The organism is Deinococcus hopiensis KR-140 (assembly GCF_900176165.1).
Classification (GTDB): Bacteria; Deinococcota; Deinococci; order Deinococcales; family Deinococcaceae; genus Deinococcus; species Deinococcus hopiensis.
The window spans coordinates 1,578,383-1,600,277 of record NZ_FWWU01000009.1; the positions used below are offsets into that span (position 1 = coordinate 1,578,383).

Sequence of the window (21,895 nt, forward strand, 5' to 3'; positions counted from 1 at the left end):
GCCGTCAGCAAATCCAGCCGCGTCAGCCCGGGGCATGCCCCTGTTTCCCGTGCGCCCCACTCCACAGGGTTTGGAAACCGTCGCGGCGCGTCGGGTCCTGGGCCACCGGGAGGCTTGTTTCGCCCGCGCCTGCGCTGCGCGTCTGGACGCACCCAGGCCCTGGTTGCGTCTCGACGCAGACGGGACAGGAGTGGGACAGACGGCGCTGCTGGACGCCCACCTCGGACCGCCGACCTGGACCTGGATGTTTGGCTGCCGCGCCGTCGACGTGACCGAGCGGCGCCTACGGCACCCTGCCCACCCTGAGTGCGGTGAGGAGCGCTTCCGGGTGGAGTTGCACGCGGACGGGCACGTCACCTTCAGTCTCCGGGCATACCCGCACCCGCGGATGGGCACCGTCCAGCCGCGCGCGACCCTCGCCCAGCGGACCGGGACGAATGGGTACCTCCAGAACATTCGCCGCTCTACACTTCTGGCGTGATCCTCTCGCGCACCCAGCTGCTAACCGCCGCCGAACGTTTCGGCACACCCCTGTACGTGTATCACGCCGCTGAGCTGGACGCCGCACTGGCCCGGGTACAGACGGCCTTTGGAGACGCGCGAATCTTCTACGCCATGAAGGCCAACCCCAACCTCACGTTGCTGGCCCGGATGCGGGCGGTGGGCGTGGGCTTCGAGTGCGTGAGCGCCGGAGAACTCGCGCGCGCCGAATACGTGGGCGCAGGCGGCGACGGGGTACTGGTGAATGGACCCGCCAAATCCCCAGAGGAATACGCGGCGGGGGCCCGGCTCGGCGCGACGTTCATCGTGGACCGGGCGGAGGAGGTAAGGCTGCTTCCCCCCGCCTCGCGGGCCCTGGTGCGGGTGAACCCTGCCCTGAACGTCAGCACCCACGATCACCTCGCCACCGGGGCGAAGAGCAGCAAGTTCGGAGTGACGCCGGAGCAGGCCCCAGCAGTGCTGGCCGCCCTGCGCGCCGCCGGACATGATGCGCGCGGGCTACACGTGCATATCGGCAGCGCCATTCGGGACGCCTCGGACTTCAGCGCGGCCTTTGCCCGGCTGGCAGACCTGCGCGTGGAAACGGGGAATTTGGAGGTGCTGGACGTGGGCGGAGGCTGGGGCATAGACGCCGATCTACCCGGTATTGCGCGGGAGGCGTGGGCAGCAGCGGGCGCATTCGGGGCGCGGCTTTGGGTGGAGCCGGGACGCTACCTGGTCGCACGGGCCGGCACACTACTGACGAAAGTCGTGGGAACCAAGCGTACGGGACGTTCCTTCCTGCTTACGGACGCAGGGATGACCGAACTGCTGCGGCCGATGCTGTACGGAGCCGAACATCCGGTGACTGCCCTCTGGGACGGCGAGCAGCAGGAGGCGTGGGACGTGGCTGGACCCGCCTGCGAGAGCGGGGACCTGCTGGCGCGGGACGTGACGCTGCCCGCTCCCGTTCCCGGCGCGCTTCTCGCCATCGGGGAGGCCGGGGCCTACGGAGCGAGCATGAGCAGCACGTACCTCACGCGTTCGCGTCCCGCAGAGGTGCTGTGGACGGGCACGGACTGGCAACTTATCCGCCGACGCGAGACGCCGGAAGAGGTCTGGGCGGCGGAGCTGAGCGTCTCAGAACCTGTCCTGGGCGCGTAGACGTCCCGCTGCCGGGACATTCTCCCTGCCCGAGTTATCATGCGCGCGTGACCGCCCCGCTCTCCACACCGCCCTCCCCCACCCCCGATCCCACCCGCGTCCGCATCCTGACCGAGGCGGCGCGGCTCTTCGTGGCGAGCGGCTACCACGGGGTGAGCATGCGCGAGGTGGCGGCGGCAGTGGGCGTGACCAAGCCCGCCCTGTACCACCATTACGCCGACAAGGAAGCGCTCTTTCTGGCGATGCTCGAGGGCACCCTCGCGGGCCTCGCGCGGCTGGTCGCACACGCGCAGACGCAGTCTGGGGTACGGGCGCAACTACAGACGCTGGTGGGCGATCTGTTGGCCAGTGCTCCCGAGCAGCGCGTGGGCCTGCAACTGGCTGGCGAACTCCGCCACGTCTCAGCGGTCCGCCGCGCCGCCTTCGAGAACGAGTACCGCCGCGTGTGGATGGGGGGCCTCACCCGACTGATCGAGCAGGCCTGCGCCCGGGGCGAGCTGCGCGCCGATCTGCCCCCTGCCCTGCTGACCCGCGCCCTGCTCGCACTGCTGTACCCGCTGGTCACGGGCGCGCCACCTGCCGATCCGCAGGGCACGGCCCGCGCACTGCTGAGCGTGTATCTGGACGGCGCGACGTCGGGGTAACGCCGGCGTCGCCCAAAGGAGAACCACACGTCAGGGCGCAAAGGGAAATTTCCGCGGGTACGGACCTAAGCCACTTCTGCCATTGGGCAGGCCGGGGTGCCTACCACCGGGGCAGAGGCCCGGTGGCGGTAGGCATGTTTTTTCTCCGCAGGAAGACGCTCTCAAGCGGGCCGCTTCTCCGGGTCACCCCTGGCCTACCCCGACGGGGCCTACGCCCTACTGGAGGCGGTCGCTCCCTGCGCGTGCGCCTCCGTTGCGCGGGAAGTCGGCTGAAGGATGACCCGCAGACGTCGCTCGCCTGCCGGAAGACCTTCTGATCCGCTTCGCCGCGTGCAGAAAAAGGCCTTCACTTCCATGTCGCGCCGGAAACCTCGCCTGCCGTGCGTGGAGCCTTCCCGGCGCGGTGGTGGTGCCCGCACCTTTCACGGGCGCCTCGCGGCGGAACACATGAAAGCCGACAGGCCTGGCGGAGGAAGGCCTCACCAGGATGGTGATGCAATGCGGCGGACGTGGCGTACAGCCCCGGACAGCACCCCTTTTTCCGTAGCGCGTTCAGCGCTTCCCCAGCCCCTGCTCGGCGCCATGCAGGAACACGCCCGCCGAAGGGCAGAGGTCTTGCAGCACGCACCGCTCGCACCGGGGCCGCCCCGTGCGGCACGTCTGGCGACCGTGCCGAATGGCCGAGACGTGGAAGGTGGAGCGCACGCCCCACTCGCGCGGCAGCACCTCGTCGAACCAGCGCTCCGCCTTCAGCACGTTCCAGCGCTCCGGAAAGAGCTCGAGCCGCCGGGCAACGCGGTGGATGTGGGTGTCAATGGGAATGGCCGGGCGCGCCAAATCAAACAGCAGCAGCAGCGACGCCGTTTTCATTCCCACGCCGGGGAGGGATTCGAGCAAGGCGCGAACTTCGGCGTCGTTCAGGCTGCGCAGATGATGAAGGCTGAGGCCAGCGTCTGGAGACGGCAACGCTTCTTCCAACCCGTTCAGCACGCCCCAGATGTACGCCGCCTTGATGCGGGCGAGGCCGCCGCCCGCTCCGCGCAGCACGGCTTCAATGCCGTCCGGGCCGTCCGCGAGCGCCGCTTCCCACACCGGGTAAGCTGACCGCAACGCCCCGAACTGCCGCCGCACCGCCTCCCCCGTGTTCTGCTGCGCGAGGATGATGCGGATCAGGTCATCAAGCGGCTCGGCGCTGACCCGGGGCGCGGGGGACGTGGGCAGGTACTCGGCGGCGAGGCGCTCCAGAATCTCGGGCAGGTGGGCGGGCGGCGGGGCTTCCTCCGCAGGGGTAGGGCGCGGCTTGCGTACGGGGAGAGGCACGGCGGGGAGGGAGACGTGCGGCACCGGAGCAGGTTAGCGGGGGCGGGAATAGAGGATTGTGCGGCCTTGCCGCCCTGGCCGTATGTGCCACGTCCAACGCAGCAAGGGTTCTGAAAACGCTTTCAGGTCCATCCTCCATCTCTCCCGCCTGGCAGAGCCTCCTTCCGGCACCTGGGTGACCTTCAGGCGTCAAGGAGCATGGTTCACTCCTCACGGCCCAACCTCCAAACGGTGCAAAAGGATGTTCAATCGAAAAATTCAGCGCACAGGAGCGTATGTGGTGGATTCTCCCAGCGTCCCGCAGGCGTTCTGTCCGGCTGCAGACCCTGTGGCCATCTCTTGACGACGCTTTCATAAAAGATCATAGTGACCAGCGTACGCCCAACAACAGATGGATGGACCACGTCCAGCCGAACCTCTTTGCTCAATGCAGGCAAGGACGTCTTTCTATTGTCTTTGCCTCTCGAAAGAGAGGGTTCCAGGACGTAGAAAAGGTCCGGAGCCTTGCAACCGCTTTCATCAAGCCCCTGAAGGAGAACTCGAATGCCCAGAAGCGTGACGAGCAGGACTTTGGCTTTTCCCCTGATGGCGGCCCTGACCGGCCTGCTGTCCGCCTGTAGCGCCCAGGGCCCGGGCACAGGTCCAGTGGGCTGCACGGCCCAGCCGGTTCCAGCCACGCCGCAGGCCCCGGCAGGCACCTACTCAGGGGAAACGTCAGAAAAGCTCTACGCAAACCTCCTGACGACTTCCGCGCGAAAGCCCTCCCAGGCAGGCGCCCTCAAAATCGTCAGCGTCGGCTGCATGAAGACGCTCGCCGATGCGAAGGGGACCCCCATTCAACTGCGCGGCATGAGTACCCACGGCCTGCAGTGGTTTCCCGAAATCGTCAACGACAATGCCTTCGCAGCCCTGTCCCGGGACTGGGGAGCCAACGCCGTGCGGCTCGCGATGTATGTCGGCGAGGGCGGGTACGCGACCAATCCCGAGGTCAAGCAAAAAGTCATTCAGGGCATCGATTACGCCATAGCCAACGACCTCTACGTGATTGTGGACTGGCACGTCCACTCTCCGGGCAGTCCCACTGCGGAGGTTTACCAGAAAGCCAATCCCACCGCCTTCTTTAAGGAGATCGCGCAGAAATACCCCAACGACAGGCACATCATCTATGAGCTGGCCAACGAACCCAATCCCGGCAACCCGCCCGGTGTACCCAACGATGCGTCCGGCTGGGCCTCGATCAAAGCCTACGCAGAACCGATCATCAAGATGCTGCGCGGCAGCGGCAACCAGAACATCGTCATCGTGGGGACCCCCAACTGGAGTCAGCGTGCGGATCTGGCGGCAGACAACCCCATCAGCGATCCGAACGTCATGTACACCACCCACTTCTACACCGGGACCCACCTGGCGTCGAACGACGTGACGGACCGGGGCAACGTGATGAGCAACGTGCGCTACGCCCTGCAAAAAGGGGTGCCGGTCTTTGTGACCGAGTGGGGCACGAGCGAGGCCAGCGGCAACAACGGTCCTTTCCTTCAGGAGGCGGACACCTGGCTGGATTTCCTGAACCGAAACAACATCAGCTGGATCAACTGGTCACTCACCAACAAGAACGAGACCTCGGCGGCGTTTACCGCCTATGAACTCGGCAGGAGTCAGGCGACGAGCCTCGATCCCGGAACAGATCAGGAGTGGGCACCGCAAGAACTTACCGTTTCCGGCGAATACGTCAGGGCCCGGATTCAGGGAAGCGCCTACCGGCCCTTTGACCGGACCGCCTTCCGGGAAACAGCCTGGAACTTCGACGATGGAACAACCCAGGGCTTCGTCGTCAACGGGGACAGCCCAGTCAAAACCGTGACGCTGAGCAACAGTGGTGGAGCCCTCAGAATCGGCGGTCTGGGCGGCAGCACCGACGTGTCGGCGGGCAATTACTGGGCCAACGTGCGCCTGTCCGCAGACGGCTCGTCCCAACATCCCAGCCTCGCCGGTGCCAAGGCGATGGGCCTGGATGTGCTTGTCCCTGCTCCCACCACGGTGTCCATCGCGGCCATTCCGCAAAGTGCGGCGCACGGCTGGGCCAATCCCAAAAACGCCGTCCAGCTGAAGCCAGACCAATTCGTCCGGCAGGCGGACGGAATGTACAAGGCGACGCTGACCCTCAGCACCGCCGACTCTCCCAACTTCGCGGACATCGCCGCCGATGCCGACGCAAAGGGCAGCACCCTCACCAACCTGATCCTCTTCGTCGGATCGCAAAATGGCGGCGACGTCCTGCTGGACAACATCACCTTTTCGGGCAACCGCACCACCACGGCTCCAACCGTCAACCATGACCCGCTGGGCACAGCCACGCTACCCTCGACCTTCGAGGACGGCACGCGGCAGGGCTGGAACTGGGACGCCACCTCGGGCGTAAAGGGTGCGCTGACCATCGCCAATGCCAACGGTTCCAAGGCCCTGTCCTGGGACGTGATGTATCCCGATGTCAAACCGGCGGACGCCTGGGCCTCCGCACCCCGTCTGGTGCTGGACATCCCCACCCAGACGCGCGGAACCAACAATTTCTTGCTGCTGGACCTCTACCTGAAGCCCGAAGCCGGACGCGCCACGCAGGGCAACCTCTCGGTTAACCTGGCGTTTGGCCCGCCGAGCCTGGGATACTGGGCCCAGGCGCAGCAGTCGGTCAACATCCCACTGGGCGACCTGTCCGGCATGACCAAGACTTCCGACGGCCTGTACCGCGTGCAGGCGAGCTTCGACCTAAACAAATTTGATAAGCCGCTGGCCGCAGACACGGCCCTGGGCAAGATCAACCTGATCGTGGCCGACGTCAACAGCAACTACGCCGGGAAAATGTACCTGGACAACGTCCGCCTGGCGTCCTCCACTTCGGGCAACTGACGCGGGCCGCGGCTCGACTGAAGCGGGGGGCAGGCTGGGCAAAGGGCGGGGAGAGCCGGAGGGAGCTCTCCCCGCCCTACTGGCTCGCCCGCAGCTTCGTCACGTTGCCTGCTCCGTCTTCCACCTGAATTTCGGCGTAAGTGCCTGTGGTTTCGGCGTAGAAGTCGGTGCGGGCACCGGGGGTAATGTTCAGCCGCTTGCCGTCCACAGTGATCTGGGCCACGCGGGTATTGTCGGTGGCGACGCCGGTGACGCGAATGACGCTCCGCTCGCGTTCGAAGCGGGTCACCTTGATGGCCGGCGGCACCGTGTCCACCGCGATGGGCAGCACCAGCGTGGCCGTGTTGCCCGCCGCGTCCCGTGCCCCGAAGGTCAGGTCCCGCCGCGCTCCCGTCAATTCCGTCTGAAACGAGAACTGGGCAATCTTGCGGCTGCCAGGCTGAATGGTGAGCGGCTTGCCGTCCACCGTCAGCGCGACCACCCCCTGGTCGTCGAGCGCGTAGCCCTTCACGGTGATGTTGCGCGCCCGACTGACGCCCCCGCCGTCAGGACTCGTGACCACGATCCGGGGCTTGAAGGTGTCGGCGGTGCGGGCGCAGCTCCCGAGGGCCGGGATAAGCAGGGCGAGGACAAGCACGGAGCGGCGCATGGAGGGAAGTATAAAGCGGTCGGCCCTCAGCGATCAGCGGTCTGCAAAAGCACAGACGCATAAGCATCTGGGGCTGCTCAAGGCTGAGGGCTGACCGCTGACGGCTTCCAGAATGCTTTAATGCCCCCCGTGAGCCTCTCCGCCCGCGTTCCCACCCACAGCCGCGCCGTTCCCGAGGGCACCCGAGACGTGCTGCCCCCCGAGTGGGCCTGGCGTGAACATCTGCGCGCGAGGCTGGCTGCCGAGTTCGCCGCCTGGGGCTACCGGGGAGTGGACGTTCCGGCGCTGGAATTCGCCTCGGAGGGACACCCGCAAAATGCGCGGGCCTTCAAACTTATCGACGCGGGCGGCGAGGTGCTGGCGCTGAGAAGCGAGTTCACCACGGCCATCGGCCGGCTGGTGCGGGTGCGCTTTCCGGCGGGGCCCTTTCCCCTGCGCCTGCAATACGGCGGGCGGCTGTGGCTGAGGATGCTGACGAGCGAGCTCGGAAGGCTGCGCGAGTTCGGCCAGGTGGGCGTGGAGCTGATCGGCGTGGCAACGCCCCAGGCCGACGCGGAACTGCTCGCGCTCGGAACGCGCGCCCTCGCGGCGGTGGGCGTGCAGGCGGTGATGGAGGTGGGCTACCCCGGCTTTGTCGACGCCGTGCTCGAGGACGCCGGCGTGCCGGAAGACGTGCGCGACGCTCTGCACAACGCGATTGACCGCAAGAGCGGAGCGGACGTGGACCTGCTGGCAATCGGGCACGGCCTGGGTCCCGAAGTGACGCGCACGCTGCACTTCCTGACTGATCTGTACGGCGGGCCCGAGGTGCTGGCCCAGGCCGCGGCCCTGGCGCAGGGTGAGCGGGCGCGGGCGGCGGTGGCGCACCTCGAGGCCGTGGCGGCCCTGTCCAGTGGGGAGCTGCTGTTCGATCTCGGGGCCACCCGGCGCTACGACTACTACACGGGCATCACCTTCCGCGCCTACGCCCAGGGGCTGAACCAGCCGGTGCTGGGTGGCGGGCGCTACCACCTGGGAGACCTGCCGGGCGCGGGCTTCGCCATCGGCCTGGAGCGGCTGACCGAGGTGGCGGCGCAGAACCTGCCCCAGGCGCCGGAGGTGGTGCTGGCCCTGGACCCGGCGGGGGCGGAGGCGGCCCGCGCGGCTGGACTCGTGGCGGAACTCGCCTGGACGGGAGACCGCTCGGAGTTGCTCGCCTACTGCCGCGATCGGGGGATCCGGCGCTGGGCCCAGGGCCAGACGCTCACGGAGGTGACGGCATGACGCCCGCTCCGAACCGCTCCCCGGACCACCTCACCCTCGCGCTGCCCAAGGGCCGGATCCTGGAGGAGGCCGTGGAGCTGCTCTCGCGCGCCGGGCTGCCCCTGACGCTGCCGGAAAAATCCCGGGCGCTTCGGCACGAGTTTCCGGGCGTCACGGTGCTGGAACTGCGCAACCAGGACGTGCCGGTGTACGTGGACCTGGGTGTGGCCGACGCGGGGATCGTCGGCAAGGACGTGCTGGTCGAGTCGGGCCGCACGGTGTACGAGCCGGTGGACCTGCATTTCGCCGCCTGCCGCCTCTCGCTGATCCGCGAGGTGGGAGCCACCTCCCCCATTGCCCGCGTCGCCACCAAGTACCCGCGCTCGGCCCGCGCGTACCTCTCGGCGCAGGGGATTCCCGCCGAGGTGGTCAAGCTCTCCGGCAACATCGAACTCGCCGCACTGACGGGACTGGCGGACGCAGTGGTGGACCTGGTGCAGACGGGAAGCACCCTCAAGGCCAACAACCTGGAGGAACTCGACGTGCTGTACCGCTCGTCGGCCCGTTTGGTAATCAACCGCGCGGCGCTGAAGCTGCGGCGGGATCGGCTGCGGCCCCTGATCACGCGGCTGCGGGAACTGGTGACGCCGGAGGGAGCAGAGGCGGGCGGCGCGGCGGTAAGGTAGGGGTGTGCCTGACCTGCCCCAACTCGCCGCGCGGCTGACGCTGCTCTCCCAGATGCTAACCCAGCGGCGCGCCGCCCTGGAAGCCATGAACGCCGCTGCCCGCGCCGGGGGCACGGACGCCGAACTGCACCACCTGATCACCGACGCGATGGCGGTGCGCGCCATGCTGACCACCATTAACGAGCAGGCCGAACTGCTCGAAGAAATGCTCACGGCAACGCTGCCCCTGCTGGAAGACAACACCGCCGCCCTGGAAGGGTGGGTGAAGGCGCGGGGGGGGTGAGGGGGTTCGGCCGCGCCCGCAGATGGGCATGGCCGTAGAGCCCTGTTGGGGGATGGGGGCCATATTCCCCGTCACCGTCATCGGAACCCGGTCACGCTTTTCCAAATCAGAGGCGGCTCTCTCGCCGCCTCTTCCATTACCTCTGCCCCATATCCTCTCCACCCAGCGCGTCTGCCATACGCTCCAGCGCCTCAATCAACAGCGGACGGCTGGTGGCGAAGTTCAGGCGGACAAAGCCCTGGTACTCGGGTTTGAGTTCCGCATGCGCGAAAACAGGGCCGTCATGGACGGCGATCCGGGCCTCTTCAAGCAGGAACTTCTGGATGTCTTCGGCGCGGGGATGGGCGCGCAGGTCGAGCCAGGCGAGGTAGGTGGCCTCAGGCGTGGTGAAGCGGACCCAGGGAAGGCGGGCCAGCAGGAAGGCCGCGAGCACGTCGCGGTTGCCGCGCAGGTACTTCAGCGTTCCCTCCAGCCAGGGGCCTCCGTCGCGCAGGGCAGCCTTCCACATCGTCACGCTGAGGGCCGAGGGGTGGCCCATCAGGCCGCCCGCCGCGCCCCTGACGCGCTTCACGAGGTCCGCATCATGTCCCACCATCGCGCCGATGCCCAGGCCCGCCGTGTTGTACGCCTTGCAGGGGCCGGTGAGGGTAACGGTGCGGTCCCGTACGCGTGGATCGGCAGCAAACGCCTCGAAGGGAGCATCGGTGAACCGCAGGTCCGCGTGCAATTCGTCCGACACCACGTACAGGTCGTGGGAGCGCGCGAAGTCGCGCAGGCGGCGGAGCTCCTCCGCGTCCCACACCCGCCCGGTGGGATTGTGCGGGTGACACAGCATCAGCAGGCGCGTTCCCTGAGCGGCAGCTTCGAGCCCCTCCCAGTCGATTTCCCACCGCGTTTCGCCTTCCAGCAGCGGGGCGGCGGCCACCCGGCGGCCCAGATCGGTGATCCCAAGGTGAAAGGGGTGGTAGATCGGCGTCATGGTGAGCACCGGCTCGCCCGGCTGCGTCAGGGCGTGGATGGCGGCGTACAGACCGGGCACCACACCGGGCAAAAAGACCATGCCGCCTTCCGGCACGTCGGTCAGGCCCTGGGTGGCGAGGTGTTGTCCCAACAGCTCGGTCAGCGCTGTGTCGCCCAGCAGTTGGTGGTACCCCAGGCCGCGCGTCAGCCGATCCTGAAGCGCCGTGAGGATGGGCGGAGCCACGGGATAATCCATGTCGGCCACCCACAGGGGGATGACGCCTTCGGGGTAGAGCGTCCACTTCAGGCTGTCGGCGTGCCGGAGTGCCGCCGGGTCGAGATGAGCGTGAGGATCGGCGACGCTGGCGTCGGGCATGAGTTCAGGCAGGGGCGCGTCGGTCATGGGGCGAGCATACGCCGGGGCAGACGGGAGTGTCGCGGTCTGCTCTATTTTCCCGACAACCGCGCGCCGCGCCAGACGAATCAGACCCAGACGGCAGAACCCACCCAGCTTGCGGCTGACGAGTTCGGGGACCGTGCCCAGCAGCGCGGTGGGGTTCGCTGTTGGTCAGAAGGGCGCGTGCGGCCCTGGGGCATCTTCCAGCAGGTAGGCCGCCAGCCCCTCGCCCCGTTCTCCGAAGACGAGCGATTCCATCCGGGTCAGCGACTCCACCTGCCGCCGGGCCAACGAGGCGATCACCGCCTGCGTCGGGGCCGAACTGCCGAAGACCCGCTCACGCACCCCCTCGGCGGGCAGGGCGAGCAGCTCGGTGGGCGTTTGCAGCGACACGGCGCTCGCCTGGGCCACGGCCTGACTCTGAACCCACGCCAAACAGGGGCCTGCCGCGCCGGAATGTGCGGAACGCCCCCCCGGCAGCCAGGGGGACAAGCTCGTGCGGGGGCACGTTCCGGAAGGTGGGCGAGAAACCCAGAAGCTGCTGCGCCCGCTCCGCCACAAGGTTTATGGTGGCGCGGAGAGTGGGAGGGAAGGCGCTCGGCCGCCTGTCCTCCTCAGAAACGTTCACCGGGCAGGGCTTCGCTCGTCGTCCGGTCCACCGGTGGCGCGCAGGGCAGGCGTGGGCCAGGCCACAGGCCGAAAAATACCGGGCTCTTGAGGCTAAACGCCGCCTGACCGGTGGGCACGTCCTTCTTGGCAAACATCGCGACCACCGGGCATGTGGCCACGCACGCGCCGCAGTGGACGCACTCATCCGGCTGAATCAGGGGCTGGTCTCCAGCACGGTGGATGCGGTCCACCGTGCAGACCTCGGCGCAGGCACGGTCCTTGGCGCGGATGCAGGGCTGGGTGATGACGTGGGCCAGGCCCGTATGGTGCGCGGAGGCGGGTCAGGCAGCCATGGCCTGGGTTAAGGCCGTAGACTGCGCTCCATGCTGGCGATCATGGGCGCGATGGACGAGGAAATCGAGTTGCTCCTGGCGGAGTTGCAGGAGCGTGAAACGCTGGAACGGCCCGGCGTCACCCTGTACCGGGGCGTGCTGGAGGGCGTGCCGGTGTTGCTCACCAAGGGCGGCATCGGTAAGGTCAATGCCGCGATGACGGCCACGCACCTGCTTCACGCGGGCGCGACGCGCGTGATCTTTACCGGTGTGGCGGGCGGCGTTCACCCGAATCTCAGGGTGGGCGACATCGTCGTGAGCACCGACCTCGTGCAGCACGACGTGGACGTGACGGCCCTGAATTACGCGCCCGGCACCATTCCGGGTGAGACGCCCTGCTGGGCGGCCGACGAGCACCTGCGCGCGGTGGCGCTGGAAGCGGCGCGCGAGGTGGAAGGCGTGCAGACCGTGGAAGGCCGGGTGGCGAGCGGAGACCAGTTCATTGCGTCGAGTGAGGGAGTGCAGCGGCTGTGGACCGAGTTCAGCGCGTCTTGCGCCGAGATGGAGGGCGCGGCGGTGGCCCAGGTCTGTGCCAAAGCGGGCGTGCCCTTCGTGGTGATCCGCTCGGTAAGCGACACGGCCGACCACAGCGCCAACGTGGACTACCGGACCTTTATGCCCCTGGTGGCGCGCCACGCCAAACAGGTGGTTCGCGGCATGTTGACCCGTCTGGGAGCCTCCGCAGGCGCGTGAGTACACCCGCCCCCCTCCCTTCTCCGGTGCGCCTCGCGCTGGGGCTGGGGGTGCTGACGGCTTTTGCGGCGTTGGGTACGGCGCTGGCCTCGGGCCTGCACCTGCCGCTGCCCGGTTCCGTGCTGGGCATGGTCTTGCTGTGGGCGGCCCTCTCGCTGCGCCTCGTGCGGCTGGAATGGGTGGAAGGCGCGGGGGACGGCCTGCTCGCCCTGCTGGGCCTGCTGTTCGTGCCCGCCACCGTCGGCGCCGTGGACTACCTCTCGGCGGGGGCCGCGTGGGGCCTGTGGCTGCTGGTGATGCTGTCCGGACTCCTGCTGGGCGCAGGGACGGCGGGCGGCATCGCGGCCCAGCTGGTGCGGGACCGGGCATGATCTGGCTGGCCCTCACGCTGCTCGCCTTCACGCTGGGCGTGGCGGCACAGTTGCGCCTCAGGCATCCGGCGGTCAATCCCACCCTGATCGCCACCGTGCTCGTCGCGGGCGCGTTGCTGCTTACCCGCACCCCGTACCTGCACTATGCGGCGCAGGTGCAGCCCCTGTCATTCCTGCTCGGTCCGGCGGTGGTGGCGCTGGCCGTGCCGCTGTACCGGTTGCGGTCCCTGCTGGCGCGGGAGTGGCGGGCGCTCGTGGTGGGCGGGGTGGTGGGCACTTTGGTAGGCGTAGGCGTCGATACCCTGCTGCCCCACCTGCTCGGATTGGACGTGGCTGCCCGGCGCTCCCTGATGACCGCATCCGCCACCAGCCCCGTCGCCCTGCAACTCGCCGGGGTCACGGGCGCACCCCCGGCGCTCGCCGCCACGCTCGCGGTGCTCTCGGGGCTCCTGGGGGCGCTGGTGCTGCCGCCCACGCTGACCCAGCTGGGCATCCGCCACCCACTGGCGCGCGGTACCGCCATGGGCAGTGTCGCCCACGGCATCGGTACCGCGCGCGCCCGGGAGGAAGGCGAGGCGACCGGGGCCGCCAGCAGCGTCGGCATGGGCCTGGCCGCGCTGGTGGTGACGGCGGTGGTGGCGCTGCTGAGGTAACGGAGCGGCCAGCGGGTTTCCGCGCGTTCAGACCTTCCTCGCCACCACCGTTCGCGCCCCCACCACGCGGTCCCCCACGCTGACTTGCGGCACGAGGACAGCCGACAGGGTCAGGAGCACCGCGCCTCCGCTGGCCTCCAGATAGGCGAGTTTCTGCCCGGCGTTCAGCGCGTCACCCTCGCCCGCATAGGTAATCGCGCCCAGCCCCTTGCCTCCGGCCAGCAGGGTCACGCCGACGTGGCCCTGCGCGGTGGTCAGCACGGTGGTGTGCCGCTCGTTGCCCTCCAGGTTCGGCTGGCCGAGGGGATCGGCGGGCAGGCCCCCGAGGAGGGCGACTTTCTGCAGCGGGTTCAGCAGCGGGCCGCCGCCCGGGCCACCCGTCAAACGCACGTCGCCCACAGTTCCCTCTGCGGGAGCATAGACATAACGGGCATCCAACGGGCCGAGGAGGATGCCCAGCAACCAACCGTCCTCCAGATCCTGTTCGGTGAAAGCGCGGAGGTCCAGCGGCGCGTCCCCCACCACCTTCCCTTCCTCGACGCGCCGGACGAACGCCACTACGCCGTCGGCCGGGCTCAGCACTTCACCCCAGCCGGGTTGGGTCAAGCGAACCGGATCACGGCCCCGCAGGGTCTGGCGCAGCAACCAGGCGGCGACTCCGAGGGCAGCGAGGGACAGAACGCGCCGAGAGGGGTGCATGGCCTGAGTGTAGGCGACGGCTCAGCGTCCGGATGAGACGAGAATCTGCACGCTCCGCAGCACATCCGCCTCAGCGTCCTTCACGGGAACTTCGCCGCCCGCTCCGCTCGTCGCCGTGCGCGTCAGCGTTGCCAGGATATCCTGCCCCTCCAGCACCTTGCCGAACGCCGTGTACTGCCCAGTCAGGAAGTCAGCGGGGGCCAGCGTGATGAAAAACTGGCTGCCCTGTGAGAAATAGCTCTGTGAGCGGGCCATCCCCAGCACGCCGGGCGTATTGAAAGTTAGATTTGGGTCCAGCTCCACGAAAAACTGGTATCCGGGCCCGCCCGTACCCCACTTCGTCTTCTGCTCCGCGTCGGCGCTGAGGGGATCGCCTCCCTGCGCCATGAAGCCCCCGATGACGCGGTGAAAGCGTGTGCCATCGTAAAAGTGGTTGAGCGCCAGAAATACGAAGCTGTTCACGGCCTTGGGGGCCTGCCGCGCGTTCAGTTCGACGGTCACATCGCCCTTGCTCGTGTGGAGTACAGCGCGGTAGCTGTGCGCTGGATTGACCACCCACTGCGGCTCGGTGAAGGTACGAACCGGCTTGTCGCTGAGGAAGGGCAATGGCACGAAGGCCGGGGCGGGCGTTGCGGCAGGCACCGCGCTCTGCGCCAGCGCGGCGGAAGCGAGCAGCAGGGCGGAAAGGGTCAGGAGGCGCATAGGCACAGGGTAGCGCGCTCACACCCCTGGCGCCTGGCGAAGGGAAACGGGCCGCCCCCTACTCCAGCGCCAGGCTCGTCGTGTACTTCTCCTGCTTCACCGCGATGGTGCTCGCGGTGTTGCGTACCCCAGGAATAGCGGCCAGCACGTCCACCAGAAAGCGCTGGTAGGCGTCGAGGTCCGCCACGCATACCTTGAGCTGGTAGTCGGTGTCGCCCAGACACAGGTAGCATTCGAGCACCTCGGGCCGTCCGCGCATCTGCTCGGCGAAGGTCTCGAAGCCCTGCTTGGTCTGCTTGTCCAGCGTCACCCGCACGAACACCATCAGGTCCCGCCCCACCTGCTTGGGGTCGAGCAGCGCGACGTACCGGCTGATGATCCCTTCCTCCTCCAGCCGCCGCACCCGCCGCAAGGTGGGCGCAGGCGTCAGGCCGATCTCGTCGGCAAGTTCAGTGTTGGGCATGCGGGCGTCGGTCTGCAGCACCCGCAGGATATGACGGTCCGTATCGTCGAGTTCCGGCTTTGACATGAACAGGAGGAGAATACCACCTTTTAAGCAATGGTGTTGCGCCGAGCAGTGTGTAAGCAGCGACTCTGGCAATCGCATTTGCCTGCAGTCCTGCTACTATTGCGCCACATCAACAACGTCTGGCTGGCGCAAGAGGCGCGCGGCGCAGCAGGAGTGTGACATGAACATTGGACTCCCGAAGGAAATCAAGGTCAAGGAAAACCGCGTGGCGTTGACGCCTGGGGGCGTGGCGACGCTGGTGCGGCGCGGACACACGGTGATGGTAGAACGCGGTGCGGGGGTAGGCAGCGGCATCCCGGACACCGAGTATGAGGCCGCCGGGGCGACGCTGGGCAGCGCCGCCGAGGCCTGGGCCGCCGAGATGGTGGTGAAGGTCAAGGAACCCATCGCGGCCGAATACGGCTACCTGCGTGACGATCTGCTCCTCTTTACCTACCTGCACCTCGCGGCGGACCGGCCCCTCACGGACGCGCTGCTGGCCGCGGGCACGACGGGCGTGGCCTACGAGACGGTGCAGCTCGAAGACGGCAGCTTGCCTCTGCTGACGCCCATGTCCGAGGTTGCCGGCCGCCTCAGCGTGCAGGCGGGCGCATACCATCTGCAAAAGCCGGTGGGCGGACGCGGCGTGCTGCTCGGCGGGGTACCTGGCGTGCAGGCGGGGCACGTGGTCATCATCGGTGGTGGCGTGGTAGGCACAAACGCGGCAAAGATGGCAATGGGCCTGGGGGCCAAGGTGACGGTACTCGACGTGTCACACCGCCGCCTGACCTACCTCGACGACGTGTTCTTCGGCAAACTCACCACCATGATGAGCAGCGAGGCCAACATCCGCGCCCTGCTGCCCGAGGCGGACCTGCTCGTCGGCGGCGTGCTGATTCCGGGCGCCAAAGCCCCGCACCTCGTCACGCGCGACATGCTGCCCCTGATGCAGGAGGGCAGCGTCATCGTGGACGTGGCCGTGGACCAGGGCGGCTGCGTGGAAACCATTCACGCCACCACCCACGACGATCCCACGTATGTGGTGGACGGCGTGGTCCACTACGGCGTGGCGAACATGCCCGGTGCAGTGCCCCGCACGAGCACCTTCGCACTCACCAACGCCACCTTCCCCTACGTGACGCTGCTCGCCGATGGGGGCCGAGCGGCCCTCAACCGCAACCGCGCCCTGATGCTGGGCCTGAACACCCACGCGGGCAAGCTGACCTACCGGGGCGTGGCCGAAGCGTTTGACCTGGAGCACACGGAAGCAGCTGGCGTGCTGGCGTAGGCGCAACAGGAGGAGAGCGGCGGATACCGTACAGATCTGCCGCTCTCCTTTTCGCTGGCGGCCAAGCGCGGACAGATCCCCTTAGCGGAGGTTATTCGCCCGCGCCCAGTTGAGAATCGCCTGGTTGGCGGCGGTGGCCTTTTCAAAGATCGCGGCGTGGGCTGCGCCGGGAATCAGGACCAGCTTGCTGCCGGCGATATTTTGCTGCATCTTCACGCTGAATTCCGGCGGGTACACCGTGTCTTCTCCACCCTCGAGGATCAGCGTGGGCACCGTGATCGTCTTGAGCGTCGGAATGGAATCGGGCCGCGTCGCCAGCACGTTCGCTCCCGCCACGTCCGCCGCCACCGAGGCCTGCTGGACGATTCCCGTCAGCATCTTTGCGTCCCCCGGACGGTTCATCCGCGTCGCGCCGGTCAGCATGTCCTTGAGCAGTTCGGGCGCGAGCGACTGCGGGCCGTAGGTGCTGGCCTTTTGCGCCATTCCCTTCCAGATGTGCTGCTCGACGATCCCCGCCGGATTGGCAATGGTGTCGATCAGGATCAGGCCCAGAAAGCGCTGGGGCGCCGTGCGGTACATCTCGAAGGCAATCGGTCCGCCCATGCTCATGCCGCCGATGATGGCCCTGGGCACGTTCAACTTATCCATCACGGCGAGGGCGTCACTGGCGTAGGTCTGCAGGCTGCCGGGATCGGCCGCCGGGGCGGTGCTCTGCCCGTAGCCCCGGTGGTCGATGGTGATGACGCGGTAACCGGCCGCGGCCAGGGCGTCGCGGTTGCGCGAAAACAACTCCCCACTCAGGGGATAGCCGTGCAGCAACAGCATGGGTGTGCCCTGACCGACGCTCACGTAGTGGATGCTCGCCCCATTGACGTCGAGGTTGCCTTCCTGACGCCCGGACATTCCCCCGGCGTGGGCCGTGCTGAGCAGCGTTGAGGAGAGGACGACGAGGAGAAGGGGCAGGCGGGGGATGACAGGCATAGGAGACCCTCTTTCTGAATCCGCTCACGAACGGGACGAAACTTCGGTGTGAACTGGTTTCTTTCGAAGTGTAGGCACAGGGGTGGGCCCCCAGATGGGGCCACCTTTGGCCCTCCGTTGCGGGGAAGGTGGGCCATTCTAAAAAATGCTGCAGAAGATACAGAAGGCTTCCTGCCCGGCGCTCCGCCCCCGGAAGCCGCCCTTTCCCGCGGTCTGGCGCCCGCCGCGAGCGTACGCTGGGGCCATGATGTCCCGCCCGTCCCGCTCCCTGCCGCTCACGCCGGATCCGGGCAGGCCGCGCCCGAAGCGCGATCCCCGGCAACTGCCCCGCCTGCTGGCCTTCGCGCGCCCCTACCGGCTGCTGTTCATCCTGGGCCTGTGCGCCACCCTGATCTCCAGCGGCCTGAACCTGATCTTTCCCCGGCTGTTCGGCCGCCTCATCGACGCCTCGTTTCTCAGGGTGGGCAGCACCGACACCGGCCCACTGGACCGGATTGTCCTGACGCTGCTGGGCATCTTCGCCCTGTCGTCCGTGTTCGGCGCGGCGCAGGCGTACCTGCTGGCGCGGGTGGGAGCCGGGGTGGTGGCAGACCTGCGGCGGGCGCTGTTCGGCCATCTGCTGACGCTCTCGCCGCGCTTTTTTGCCGATCACAAAACGGGGGATCTCACCAGCCGCCTGACTGCGGACGTGGGCACTGTGCAGGCGATCACAAGCACGGCGCTGGCGCAACTCGCCGCCCTGAGCGTCAACATCGTCGGATCCACGGCCCTGCTGGTGCTGACGAGCGCACGCCTGAGCCTGCTCACCCTGGCCGTGATTCCGCTGGTGATCGGCACCGCCGTGCTCATCGGCCGCCAGATTCGCCGGGTGAGCCGCGAGGTGCAAGACCGGGTGGCCGAAGCCAATGCCAGCGCCGAGGAGGCCATCAGCGGCGTGCGGGTGGTGCAGGGCTTTACCGCCGAGGGGGTAGAGCAGGTCCGCTACGGCCGCGGGGTGCAGGCGAGTTTTCTGGCAGCCCTGAAACGCGCCCGCCTCCAGGCCCTGATGAGCGGCACGATGGGATTCCTGACCTTCGGCTCGCTGGCGCTGGTGCTGTGGTCCGGCGGGCGACAGGTGATGTCCGGGCAACTCACGCCGGGCAACCTCGTCACGTTTCTGATCTACGCGCTGCAGGTAGGCGGGGCGGTGGCAGGGCTGACTGGCGTGTTCAGCCAGTTTCAGGAGGCGCTGGGCGCGTCAGGCCGCATTTTTGAACTGCTGGACGAGCGCAGTGATCTACCCGAACCCGCCTCGCCCCGGCCCCTCGCCCATGCCGAGGGCCGCGTCGCCTTCCGGCAGGTGGCCTTTGGGTACGGCGAGACGCCCACCCTGCAGGGCATGAGTTTCGATGTTCCTGCTGGGCAGATCGTCGCCCTTGTCGGCCCCAGCGGCGCGGGCAAGACCACCCTGGCCAACCTCATTCCCCGCTTCTGGGACGTGACGGGCGGCAGCGTACAGGTAGACGGCCACGACGTGCGCGGCTACGAGCTGAAGGACCTGCGCGCCCAGATCGGGCTGGTGCCGCAGGAGACACTGCTGTTTTCCGGCTCCATCGAGGAGAACATCCGCTATGGCCGCCCGGACGCAACAGCGGCGGAGGTGGAGGCGGCGGCACGGGCAGCCAACGCCGACAGCTTTATCCGCGCCTTTCCGGGAGGTTACGGTACCGTGGTGGGCGAACGGGGCGTGAAGCTGAGTGGCGGGCAGCGCCAGCGCATCGCCATTGCCCGGGCGCTGCTCAAAGACCCCCGCATCCTGATTCTGGACGAGGCGACGAGCGCGCTCGACAACGAATCCGAGGCGCTGGTCCAGGGCGCCCTGGAAACGCTGATGCAAGGGCGCACGACGTTCGTGATCGCCCACCGCTTATCGACCATCCGCAACGCCCACCGGATCCTGGTGATGAACGCCGGAGAAATTGTGGAAGACGGCCCGCACGAGGAGCTGATGACCCGGGGCGGTCTGTACCGGGACCTGTACGAACTCCAGTTCCGCCGGGAGCAGGAGGAGCGGGCCGAGCTGGTGTAGGGAGCGGCGCGGACACGCACCAAAAAAGCAGGCCCGCACGAATGCAAGCCTGCCCACAGAAGTTCAGAATTGTGGGGAAGGAGGCGCCTTCAGGCCACTGGGGGCGATATACAGCAGGGTGACGGCGGCCCAGGGGCCAAGGGGCGTCCCGGTAGGACGAACGTATACGCCCTTGACGCTCTGGCACAGCGCGGACGAAACGGAGAAAGGCGCGCGGTTCACTTCACTCAGGGCAGCTTCCCAGGTGCTGGTGTTGTAGTTCGTCAGCAGCGCCATCACCCCGCCTCCTGCCTGTAGGGCGGCGTCGGTGAGGGAATAGACGGCGCCGAACGAGACGTTTTGCCGCTCTCCAGTGGTGAGGTTGACTTTGATCAGGCCCGCATCGAACGACTTCACCCTGAGGCTGTTGCTGTCGGCCGCATCCACACCGATCACCTCTGTGGAATAGGCGTTGACCGCGCCGGACTCCAGGAGTACTCTCCTCGTTCCGTTCGGCGCAACCCGGCACAGCGTCTGGTCGTCCTTGCTGTAGACATTGCCAGCGCTATCCAATGTTTGCGGGTTGAAGGTCAGCTCGGGCACCGACGTAAGGGCGCCTGTGGCGGCGATCACGCGGTACGACGGGTTCGGAAGCGTTAAAGAACAGGGTCTGACCGTCTGGACTGGCGATCAGCTTACCGGAATTCATATAGGGCAAGCCCGCCTTCACCTCCGTGAGGGCGCCTGCCGCGCGAACACCTGCCCAGTCTGTGCGCCGTTCGCACGAATGTGGGTCATGGCGTAGGAGAAGGAGTAACTGAAGTCGGTGGAGCCTTCCACCTCGTAGAGGGCCGCCACCCCTCCGTCTGACAGCGCGTAGCTGCCAGGAGCCGAACCGTCCGCGAGCACCTCACGCTGCGCCTCCTGTCCCCCCTGCAGGCGGATCAGTGCCCAGGCGTTCGCGTCCGTTTTGCCCAGCACCCAGGTGCCCTGGGTGCTGTTCGTGACCTGCTGCGCCCGGGAGAGCTTGAGCGCCGTGCGTTCCGGCACCACGGTGAAGCACCAGCGGGACGCGCCGCCGATGCTGGGGCCGGTGAGCTGCGCCTCGTAGGTGCCCAGCGCCACCGCCGACGCGCTGAGCCGGATGTTCGCGGTGGCGATCGCCCCGGGCGTCAGCGTTACGGTTTCCGCCGGCCATCCGCCGCCGTCTCGCCCAGCAGCACTTCCGTGGAGAAGCCGACCTGCTCGTCACGTCCCCAGCGGGTCAGCAGGACCTTGCTGAATTTCCAGTCGGGCAGCTGACCCGACAACCGCCCCGCGTCCGCAGAGGTCCCGAGCGAGGAGGCGTTGCCGTCCACCCCGCCCATGAACACCAGGTTGAAGCTGTAGGGCTGCGGGCGCTTGTTCTGCGGGTCGATGCCGGGCAGATCCACGGCGAAGGTGACGTTCGTGCTCCCGCCCGGAGCCACCGTGGGCGCAACCGGCCAGCCTGAATGCAGCACGGTGGCGGTCAGGCCCGCAGGAGGCGTGACGCTCAGACGACTGGCATCGAGGTCCACCGAGAAGGGATCGGCGGCAGGGTCCACACAGACCTGCTGGGTGGCGCTGTCCAGGACCTTGCCCTGGCTCAGGACCAGCTTGCCTGCCTGAGCCGGGACGTCAGAGCCGCCGAAGTACTGCACGGCGCGGAAGGGGGTGCCGGCGGCCGTGGGGCCCTGCGCGTTGTTCTCCGCGTTGCCGTCGATATCGCTGGTCGTGACGGGCGCGAACACCAGGTTGTGCAGGGTCTGTCCGGAAGAGTTGGTGGCCTGGATGTGACGGGTGCTCACGCCGCCTTGCGTGGTCACGAAGGTGACCGTGGAGAGGGGCTGGGTATTCAGACCGAGGGCGGGAGCATTTTCCAGCGTCTGCACTCCCAGACCGCTGCCGAGACGCTGGGAGGTGACGCTGAGCTTGTCGCTGCTCACCCCCTGAAAACGCAGTTCATACAGGCTGGCGGCTGGAGGTGTTGGTCCTGCCGTGGGCGCGCCCTGCTGGCCACACGCTGCCAGAGGGCCAGAGTAAGGGGAAGGGCTGATTTCAAGAAGACTTCAAAGGGATGTGAAGGAGTTGCCCTTTGGGAAACAACACAGGGACGTCATTTTCCAATCTGGCGTTTAGGACGCCCTCCTCTCCCTGAAATGTTTGAGAAAGCAGGTCCTCGGGCCACCGTAAGGTGTCTTT

Annotated in this window: 25 protein-coding genes; 13 read left to right on the top strand and 12 right to left on the bottom strand. The window is 67.6% G+C overall.

What is annotated here, in order from left to right; genetic code table 11:
- Nucleotides 1-34: 34 nt before the first annotated feature.
- From B9A95_RS21215 to B9A95_RS21225, 3 genes are read left to right on the top strand one after another with little or no spacing between them, the layout of a single operon-like run.
- A complete protein-coding gene (locus B9A95_RS21215; protein WP_084049093.1) occupies nt 35-481 on the top strand; it encodes a DUF1990 family protein in 447 nt (148 codons plus the stop codon).
- Entirely contained in the window at nt 478-1,644 is a 1,167-nt protein-coding gene (lysA, locus tag B9A95_RS21220; protein WP_084049094.1) for a diaminopimelate decarboxylase, read from the top strand. Before B9A95_RS21215 ends, lysA begins: the two co-directional genes overlap by 4 nt.
- A 47-nt stretch (nt 1,645-1,691) precedes the next feature.
- Nucleotides 1,692-2,288: a TetR/AcrR family transcriptional regulator gene (locus tag B9A95_RS21225; protein ID WP_084049095.1), complete on the top strand. Its 597-nt coding sequence runs from the start codon at nt 1,692-1,694 to the stop codon at nt 2,286-2,288.
- Nucleotides 2,289-2,840: 552 nt separating this feature from the next.
- Here B9A95_RS21225 and B9A95_RS21230 read toward each other — a convergent pair.
- On the bottom strand, nt 2,841-3,632 hold the full coding sequence (locus B9A95_RS21230; RefSeq protein ID WP_245808420.1) for an endonuclease III domain-containing protein: 792 nt from the start codon (nt 3,630-3,632) through the stop codon (nt 2,841-2,843).
- 519 nt (nt 3,633-4,151) lie between these two features.
- Here B9A95_RS21230 and B9A95_RS21235 point away from each other — a divergent pair.
- Nucleotides 4,152-6,512 carry a carbohydrate-binding domain-containing protein gene (locus B9A95_RS21235; protein WP_245808421.1) on the top strand — a complete coding sequence of 787 codons (2,361 nt, stop codon included), beginning with the start codon at nt 4,152-4,154 and terminating at the stop codon, nt 6,510-6,512.
- A 76-nt stretch (nt 6,513-6,588) separates the two neighbouring features.
- Here B9A95_RS21235 and B9A95_RS21240 read toward each other — a convergent pair whose 3' ends face one another.
- Entirely contained in the window at nt 6,589-7,161 is a 573-nt protein-coding gene (locus B9A95_RS21240; RefSeq protein ID WP_084049096.1) for a hypothetical protein, read from the bottom strand.
- A gap of 120 nt (nt 7,162-7,281) precedes the next feature.
- Between B9A95_RS21240 and B9A95_RS21245 the strand changes: the two genes are divergently transcribed.
- Genes B9A95_RS21245 through B9A95_RS21255 form a run of 3 tightly spaced genes read left to right on the top strand, consistent with a single transcriptional unit; the run spans nt 7,282 to nt 9,372 of the window.
- Entirely contained in the window at nt 7,282-8,424 is a 1,143-nt protein-coding gene (locus B9A95_RS21245; RefSeq protein ID WP_084049097.1) for an ATP phosphoribosyltransferase regulatory subunit, read from the top strand.
- A complete protein-coding gene (gene hisG / locus B9A95_RS21250; protein ID WP_084049098.1) occupies nt 8,421-9,089 on the top strand; it encodes an ATP phosphoribosyltransferase in 669 nt (222 codons plus the stop codon). Before B9A95_RS21245 ends, hisG begins: the two co-directional genes overlap by 4 nt.
- 4 nt (nt 9,090-9,093) lie before the next feature.
- A complete protein-coding gene (locus B9A95_RS21255; RefSeq protein ID WP_084049099.1) occupies nt 9,094-9,372 on the top strand; it encodes a hypothetical protein in 279 nt (92 codons plus the stop codon).
- Nucleotides 9,373-9,508: 136 nt separating this feature from the next.
- Here the strand turns inward: B9A95_RS21255 and B9A95_RS21260 are convergent, their stop codons facing one another.
- The 3 genes from B9A95_RS21260 to B9A95_RS36605 form a co-directional block, all read right to left on the bottom strand.
- Nucleotides 9,509-10,735 carry a MalY/PatB family protein gene (locus tag B9A95_RS21260; protein ID WP_084050885.1) on the bottom strand — a complete coding sequence of 409 codons (1,227 nt, stop codon included), beginning with the start codon at nt 10,733-10,735 and terminating at the stop codon, nt 9,509-9,511.
- 165 nt (nt 10,736-10,900) lie between these two features.
- Nucleotides 10,901-11,164: a cyclic nucleotide-binding domain-containing protein gene (locus B9A95_RS21265; RefSeq protein ID WP_212648365.1), complete on the bottom strand. Its 264-nt coding sequence runs from the start codon at nt 11,162-11,164 to the stop codon at nt 10,901-10,903.
- A gap of 179 nt (nt 11,165-11,343) precedes the next feature.
- Entirely contained in the window at nt 11,344-11,493 is a 150-nt protein-coding gene (locus tag B9A95_RS36605) for a hypothetical protein (protein WP_342744628.1), read from the bottom strand.
- A 36-nt stretch (nt 11,494-11,529) separates the two neighbouring features.
- Here B9A95_RS36605 and B9A95_RS36610 point away from each other — a divergent pair, with 36 nt between their 5' ends.
- Genes B9A95_RS36610 through B9A95_RS21285 form a run of 4 tightly spaced genes read left to right on the top strand, consistent with a single transcriptional unit; the run spans nt 11,530 to nt 13,447 of the window.
- Nucleotides 11,530-11,703, top strand: coding sequence for a hypothetical protein (locus tag B9A95_RS36610; RefSeq protein WP_342744629.1), 174 nt, complete (start codon nt 11,530-11,532; stop codon nt 11,701-11,703).
- Between the two features lie 18 nt (nt 11,704-11,721).
- On the top strand, nt 11,722-12,423 hold the full coding sequence (locus B9A95_RS21275) for a 5'-methylthioadenosine/adenosylhomocysteine nucleosidase (RefSeq protein WP_084049101.1): 702 nt from the start codon (nt 11,722-11,724) through the stop codon (nt 12,421-12,423).
- Entirely contained in the window at nt 12,420-12,794 is a 375-nt protein-coding gene (locus B9A95_RS21280; RefSeq protein WP_084049102.1) for a CidA/LrgA family protein, read from the top strand. The genes B9A95_RS21275 and B9A95_RS21280 overlap by 4 nt, the downstream gene beginning before the upstream one ends.
- Nucleotides 12,791-13,447, top strand: a complete 657-nt coding sequence (locus tag B9A95_RS21285) for an LrgB family protein (RefSeq protein ID WP_084049103.1) — start codon at nt 12,791-12,793, stop codon at nt 13,445-13,447. The genes B9A95_RS21280 and B9A95_RS21285 overlap by 4 nt, the downstream gene beginning before the upstream one ends.
- Before the next feature lie 27 nt (nt 13,448-13,474).
- Here the strand turns inward: B9A95_RS21285 and B9A95_RS21290 are convergent, their stop codons facing one another.
- The 3 genes from B9A95_RS21290 to B9A95_RS21300 are packed head-to-tail and all read right to left on the bottom strand — an operon-like array spanning nt 13,475 to nt 15,377.
- Nucleotides 13,475-14,146: a phosphatidylserine decarboxylase gene (locus B9A95_RS21290; RefSeq protein ID WP_084049104.1), complete on the bottom strand. Its 672-nt coding sequence runs from the start codon at nt 14,144-14,146 to the stop codon at nt 13,475-13,477.
- Nucleotides 14,147-14,167: 21 nt separating this feature from the next.
- Nucleotides 14,168-14,848, bottom strand: coding sequence for a peptidylprolyl isomerase (locus tag B9A95_RS21295; protein ID WP_084049105.1), 681 nt, complete (start codon nt 14,846-14,848; stop codon nt 14,168-14,170).
- Nucleotides 14,849-14,906: 58 nt separating this feature from the next.
- Nucleotides 14,907-15,377, bottom strand: a complete 471-nt coding sequence (locus B9A95_RS21300) for an Lrp/AsnC family transcriptional regulator (RefSeq protein WP_084049106.1) — start codon at nt 15,375-15,377, stop codon at nt 14,907-14,909.
- 160 nt (nt 15,378-15,537) lie between these two features.
- On the opposite strand from B9A95_RS21300, the gene ald reads away from it, so the two are divergent.
- Complete coding sequence (gene ald / locus B9A95_RS21305; RefSeq protein WP_084049107.1) at nt 15,538-16,644, top strand: alanine dehydrogenase; 1,107 nt, start codon at nt 15,538-15,540, stop codon at nt 16,642-16,644.
- An 81-nt stretch (nt 16,645-16,725) separates the two neighbouring features.
- Here the strand turns inward: ald and B9A95_RS21310 are convergent, their stop codons facing one another.
- The gene (locus B9A95_RS21310) at nt 16,726-17,625 is read right to left on the bottom strand and encodes an alpha/beta fold hydrolase (RefSeq protein ID WP_084049108.1); all 900 of its coding nucleotides are present in this window, start codon (nt 17,623-17,625) and stop codon (nt 16,726-16,728) included.
- Nucleotides 17,626-17,869: 244 nt separating this feature from the next.
- Between B9A95_RS21310 and B9A95_RS21315 the strand changes: the two genes are divergently transcribed.
- Entirely contained in the window at nt 17,870-19,693 is a 1,824-nt protein-coding gene (locus B9A95_RS21315; RefSeq protein WP_084050886.1) for an ABC transporter ATP-binding protein, read from the top strand.
- Nucleotides 19,694-19,756: 63 nt separating this feature from the next.
- Here the strand turns inward: B9A95_RS21315 and B9A95_RS21320 are convergent, their stop codons facing one another.
- The 3 genes from B9A95_RS21320 to B9A95_RS21330 form a co-directional block, all read right to left on the bottom strand.
- A complete protein-coding gene (locus tag B9A95_RS21320) occupies nt 19,757-20,305 on the bottom strand; it encodes a hypothetical protein (protein WP_084049109.1) in 549 nt (182 codons plus the stop codon).
- A gap of 93 nt (nt 20,306-20,398) precedes the next feature.
- Nucleotides 20,399-20,797, bottom strand: a complete 399-nt coding sequence (locus tag B9A95_RS21325) for a hypothetical protein (protein ID WP_084049110.1) — start codon at nt 20,795-20,797, stop codon at nt 20,399-20,401.
- A gap of 53 nt (nt 20,798-20,850) precedes the next feature.
- A complete protein-coding gene (locus tag B9A95_RS21330; RefSeq protein ID WP_084049111.1) occupies nt 20,851-21,639 on the bottom strand; it encodes a hypothetical protein in 789 nt (262 codons plus the stop codon).
- Nucleotides 21,640-21,895: the final 256 nt, after the last annotated feature.

Excerpts from the sequence above, each read along its gene's own strand:
- B9A95_RS21215 (WP_084049093.1), top strand. The coding sequence starts at position 35 with ATGCCCCTGTTTCCCGTGCGCCCCACTCCACAGGGTTTGGAAACCGTC.
- B9A95_RS21235 (WP_245808421.1), top strand. The coding sequence starts at position 4,152 with ATGCCCAGAAGCGTGACGAGCAGGACTTTGGCTTTTCCCCTGATGGCG.
- B9A95_RS21240 (WP_084049096.1), bottom strand. The coding sequence starts at position 7,161 with ATGCGCCGCTCCGTGCTTGTCCTCGCCCTGCTTATCCCGGCCCTCGGG.
- B9A95_RS21245 (WP_084049097.1), top strand. The coding sequence starts at position 7,282 with ATGCCCCCCGTGAGCCTCTCCGCCCGCGTTCCCACCCACAGCCGCGCC.
- hisG (WP_084049098.1), top strand. The coding sequence starts at position 8,421 with ATGACGCCCGCTCCGAACCGCTCCCCGGACCACCTCACCCTCGCGCTG.
- B9A95_RS21260 (WP_084050885.1), bottom strand. The coding sequence starts at position 10,735 with ATGACCGACGCGCCCCTGCCTGAACTCATGCCCGACGCCAGCGTCGCC.
- B9A95_RS36605 (WP_342744628.1), bottom strand. The coding sequence starts at position 11,493 with ATGTTTGCCAAGAAGGACGTGCCCACCGGTCAGGCGGCGTTTAGCCTC.
- B9A95_RS21275 (WP_084049101.1), top strand. The coding sequence starts at position 11,722 with ATGCTGGCGATCATGGGCGCGATGGACGAGGAAATCGAGTTGCTCCTG.
- B9A95_RS21285 (WP_084049103.1), top strand. The coding sequence starts at position 12,791 with ATGATCTGGCTGGCCCTCACGCTGCTCGCCTTCACGCTGGGCGTGGCG.
- B9A95_RS21290 (WP_084049104.1), bottom strand. The coding sequence starts at position 14,146 with ATGCACCCCTCTCGGCGCGTTCTGTCCCTCGCTGCCCTCGGAGTCGCC.
- B9A95_RS21295 (WP_084049105.1), bottom strand. The coding sequence starts at position 14,848 with ATGCGCCTCCTGACCCTTTCCGCCCTGCTGCTCGCTTCCGCCGCGCTG.
- B9A95_RS21300 (WP_084049106.1), bottom strand. The coding sequence starts at position 15,377 with ATGTCAAAGCCGGAACTCGACGATACGGACCGTCATATCCTGCGGGTG.
- ald (WP_084049107.1), top strand. The coding sequence starts at position 15,538 with ATGAACATTGGACTCCCGAAGGAAATCAAGGTCAAGGAAAACCGCGTG.
- B9A95_RS21310 (WP_084049108.1), bottom strand. The coding sequence starts at position 17,625 with ATGCCTGTCATCCCCCGCCTGCCCCTTCTCCTCGTCGTCCTCTCCTCA.
- B9A95_RS21315 (WP_084050886.1), top strand. The coding sequence starts at position 17,870 with ATGATGTCCCGCCCGTCCCGCTCCCTGCCGCTCACGCCGGATCCGGGC.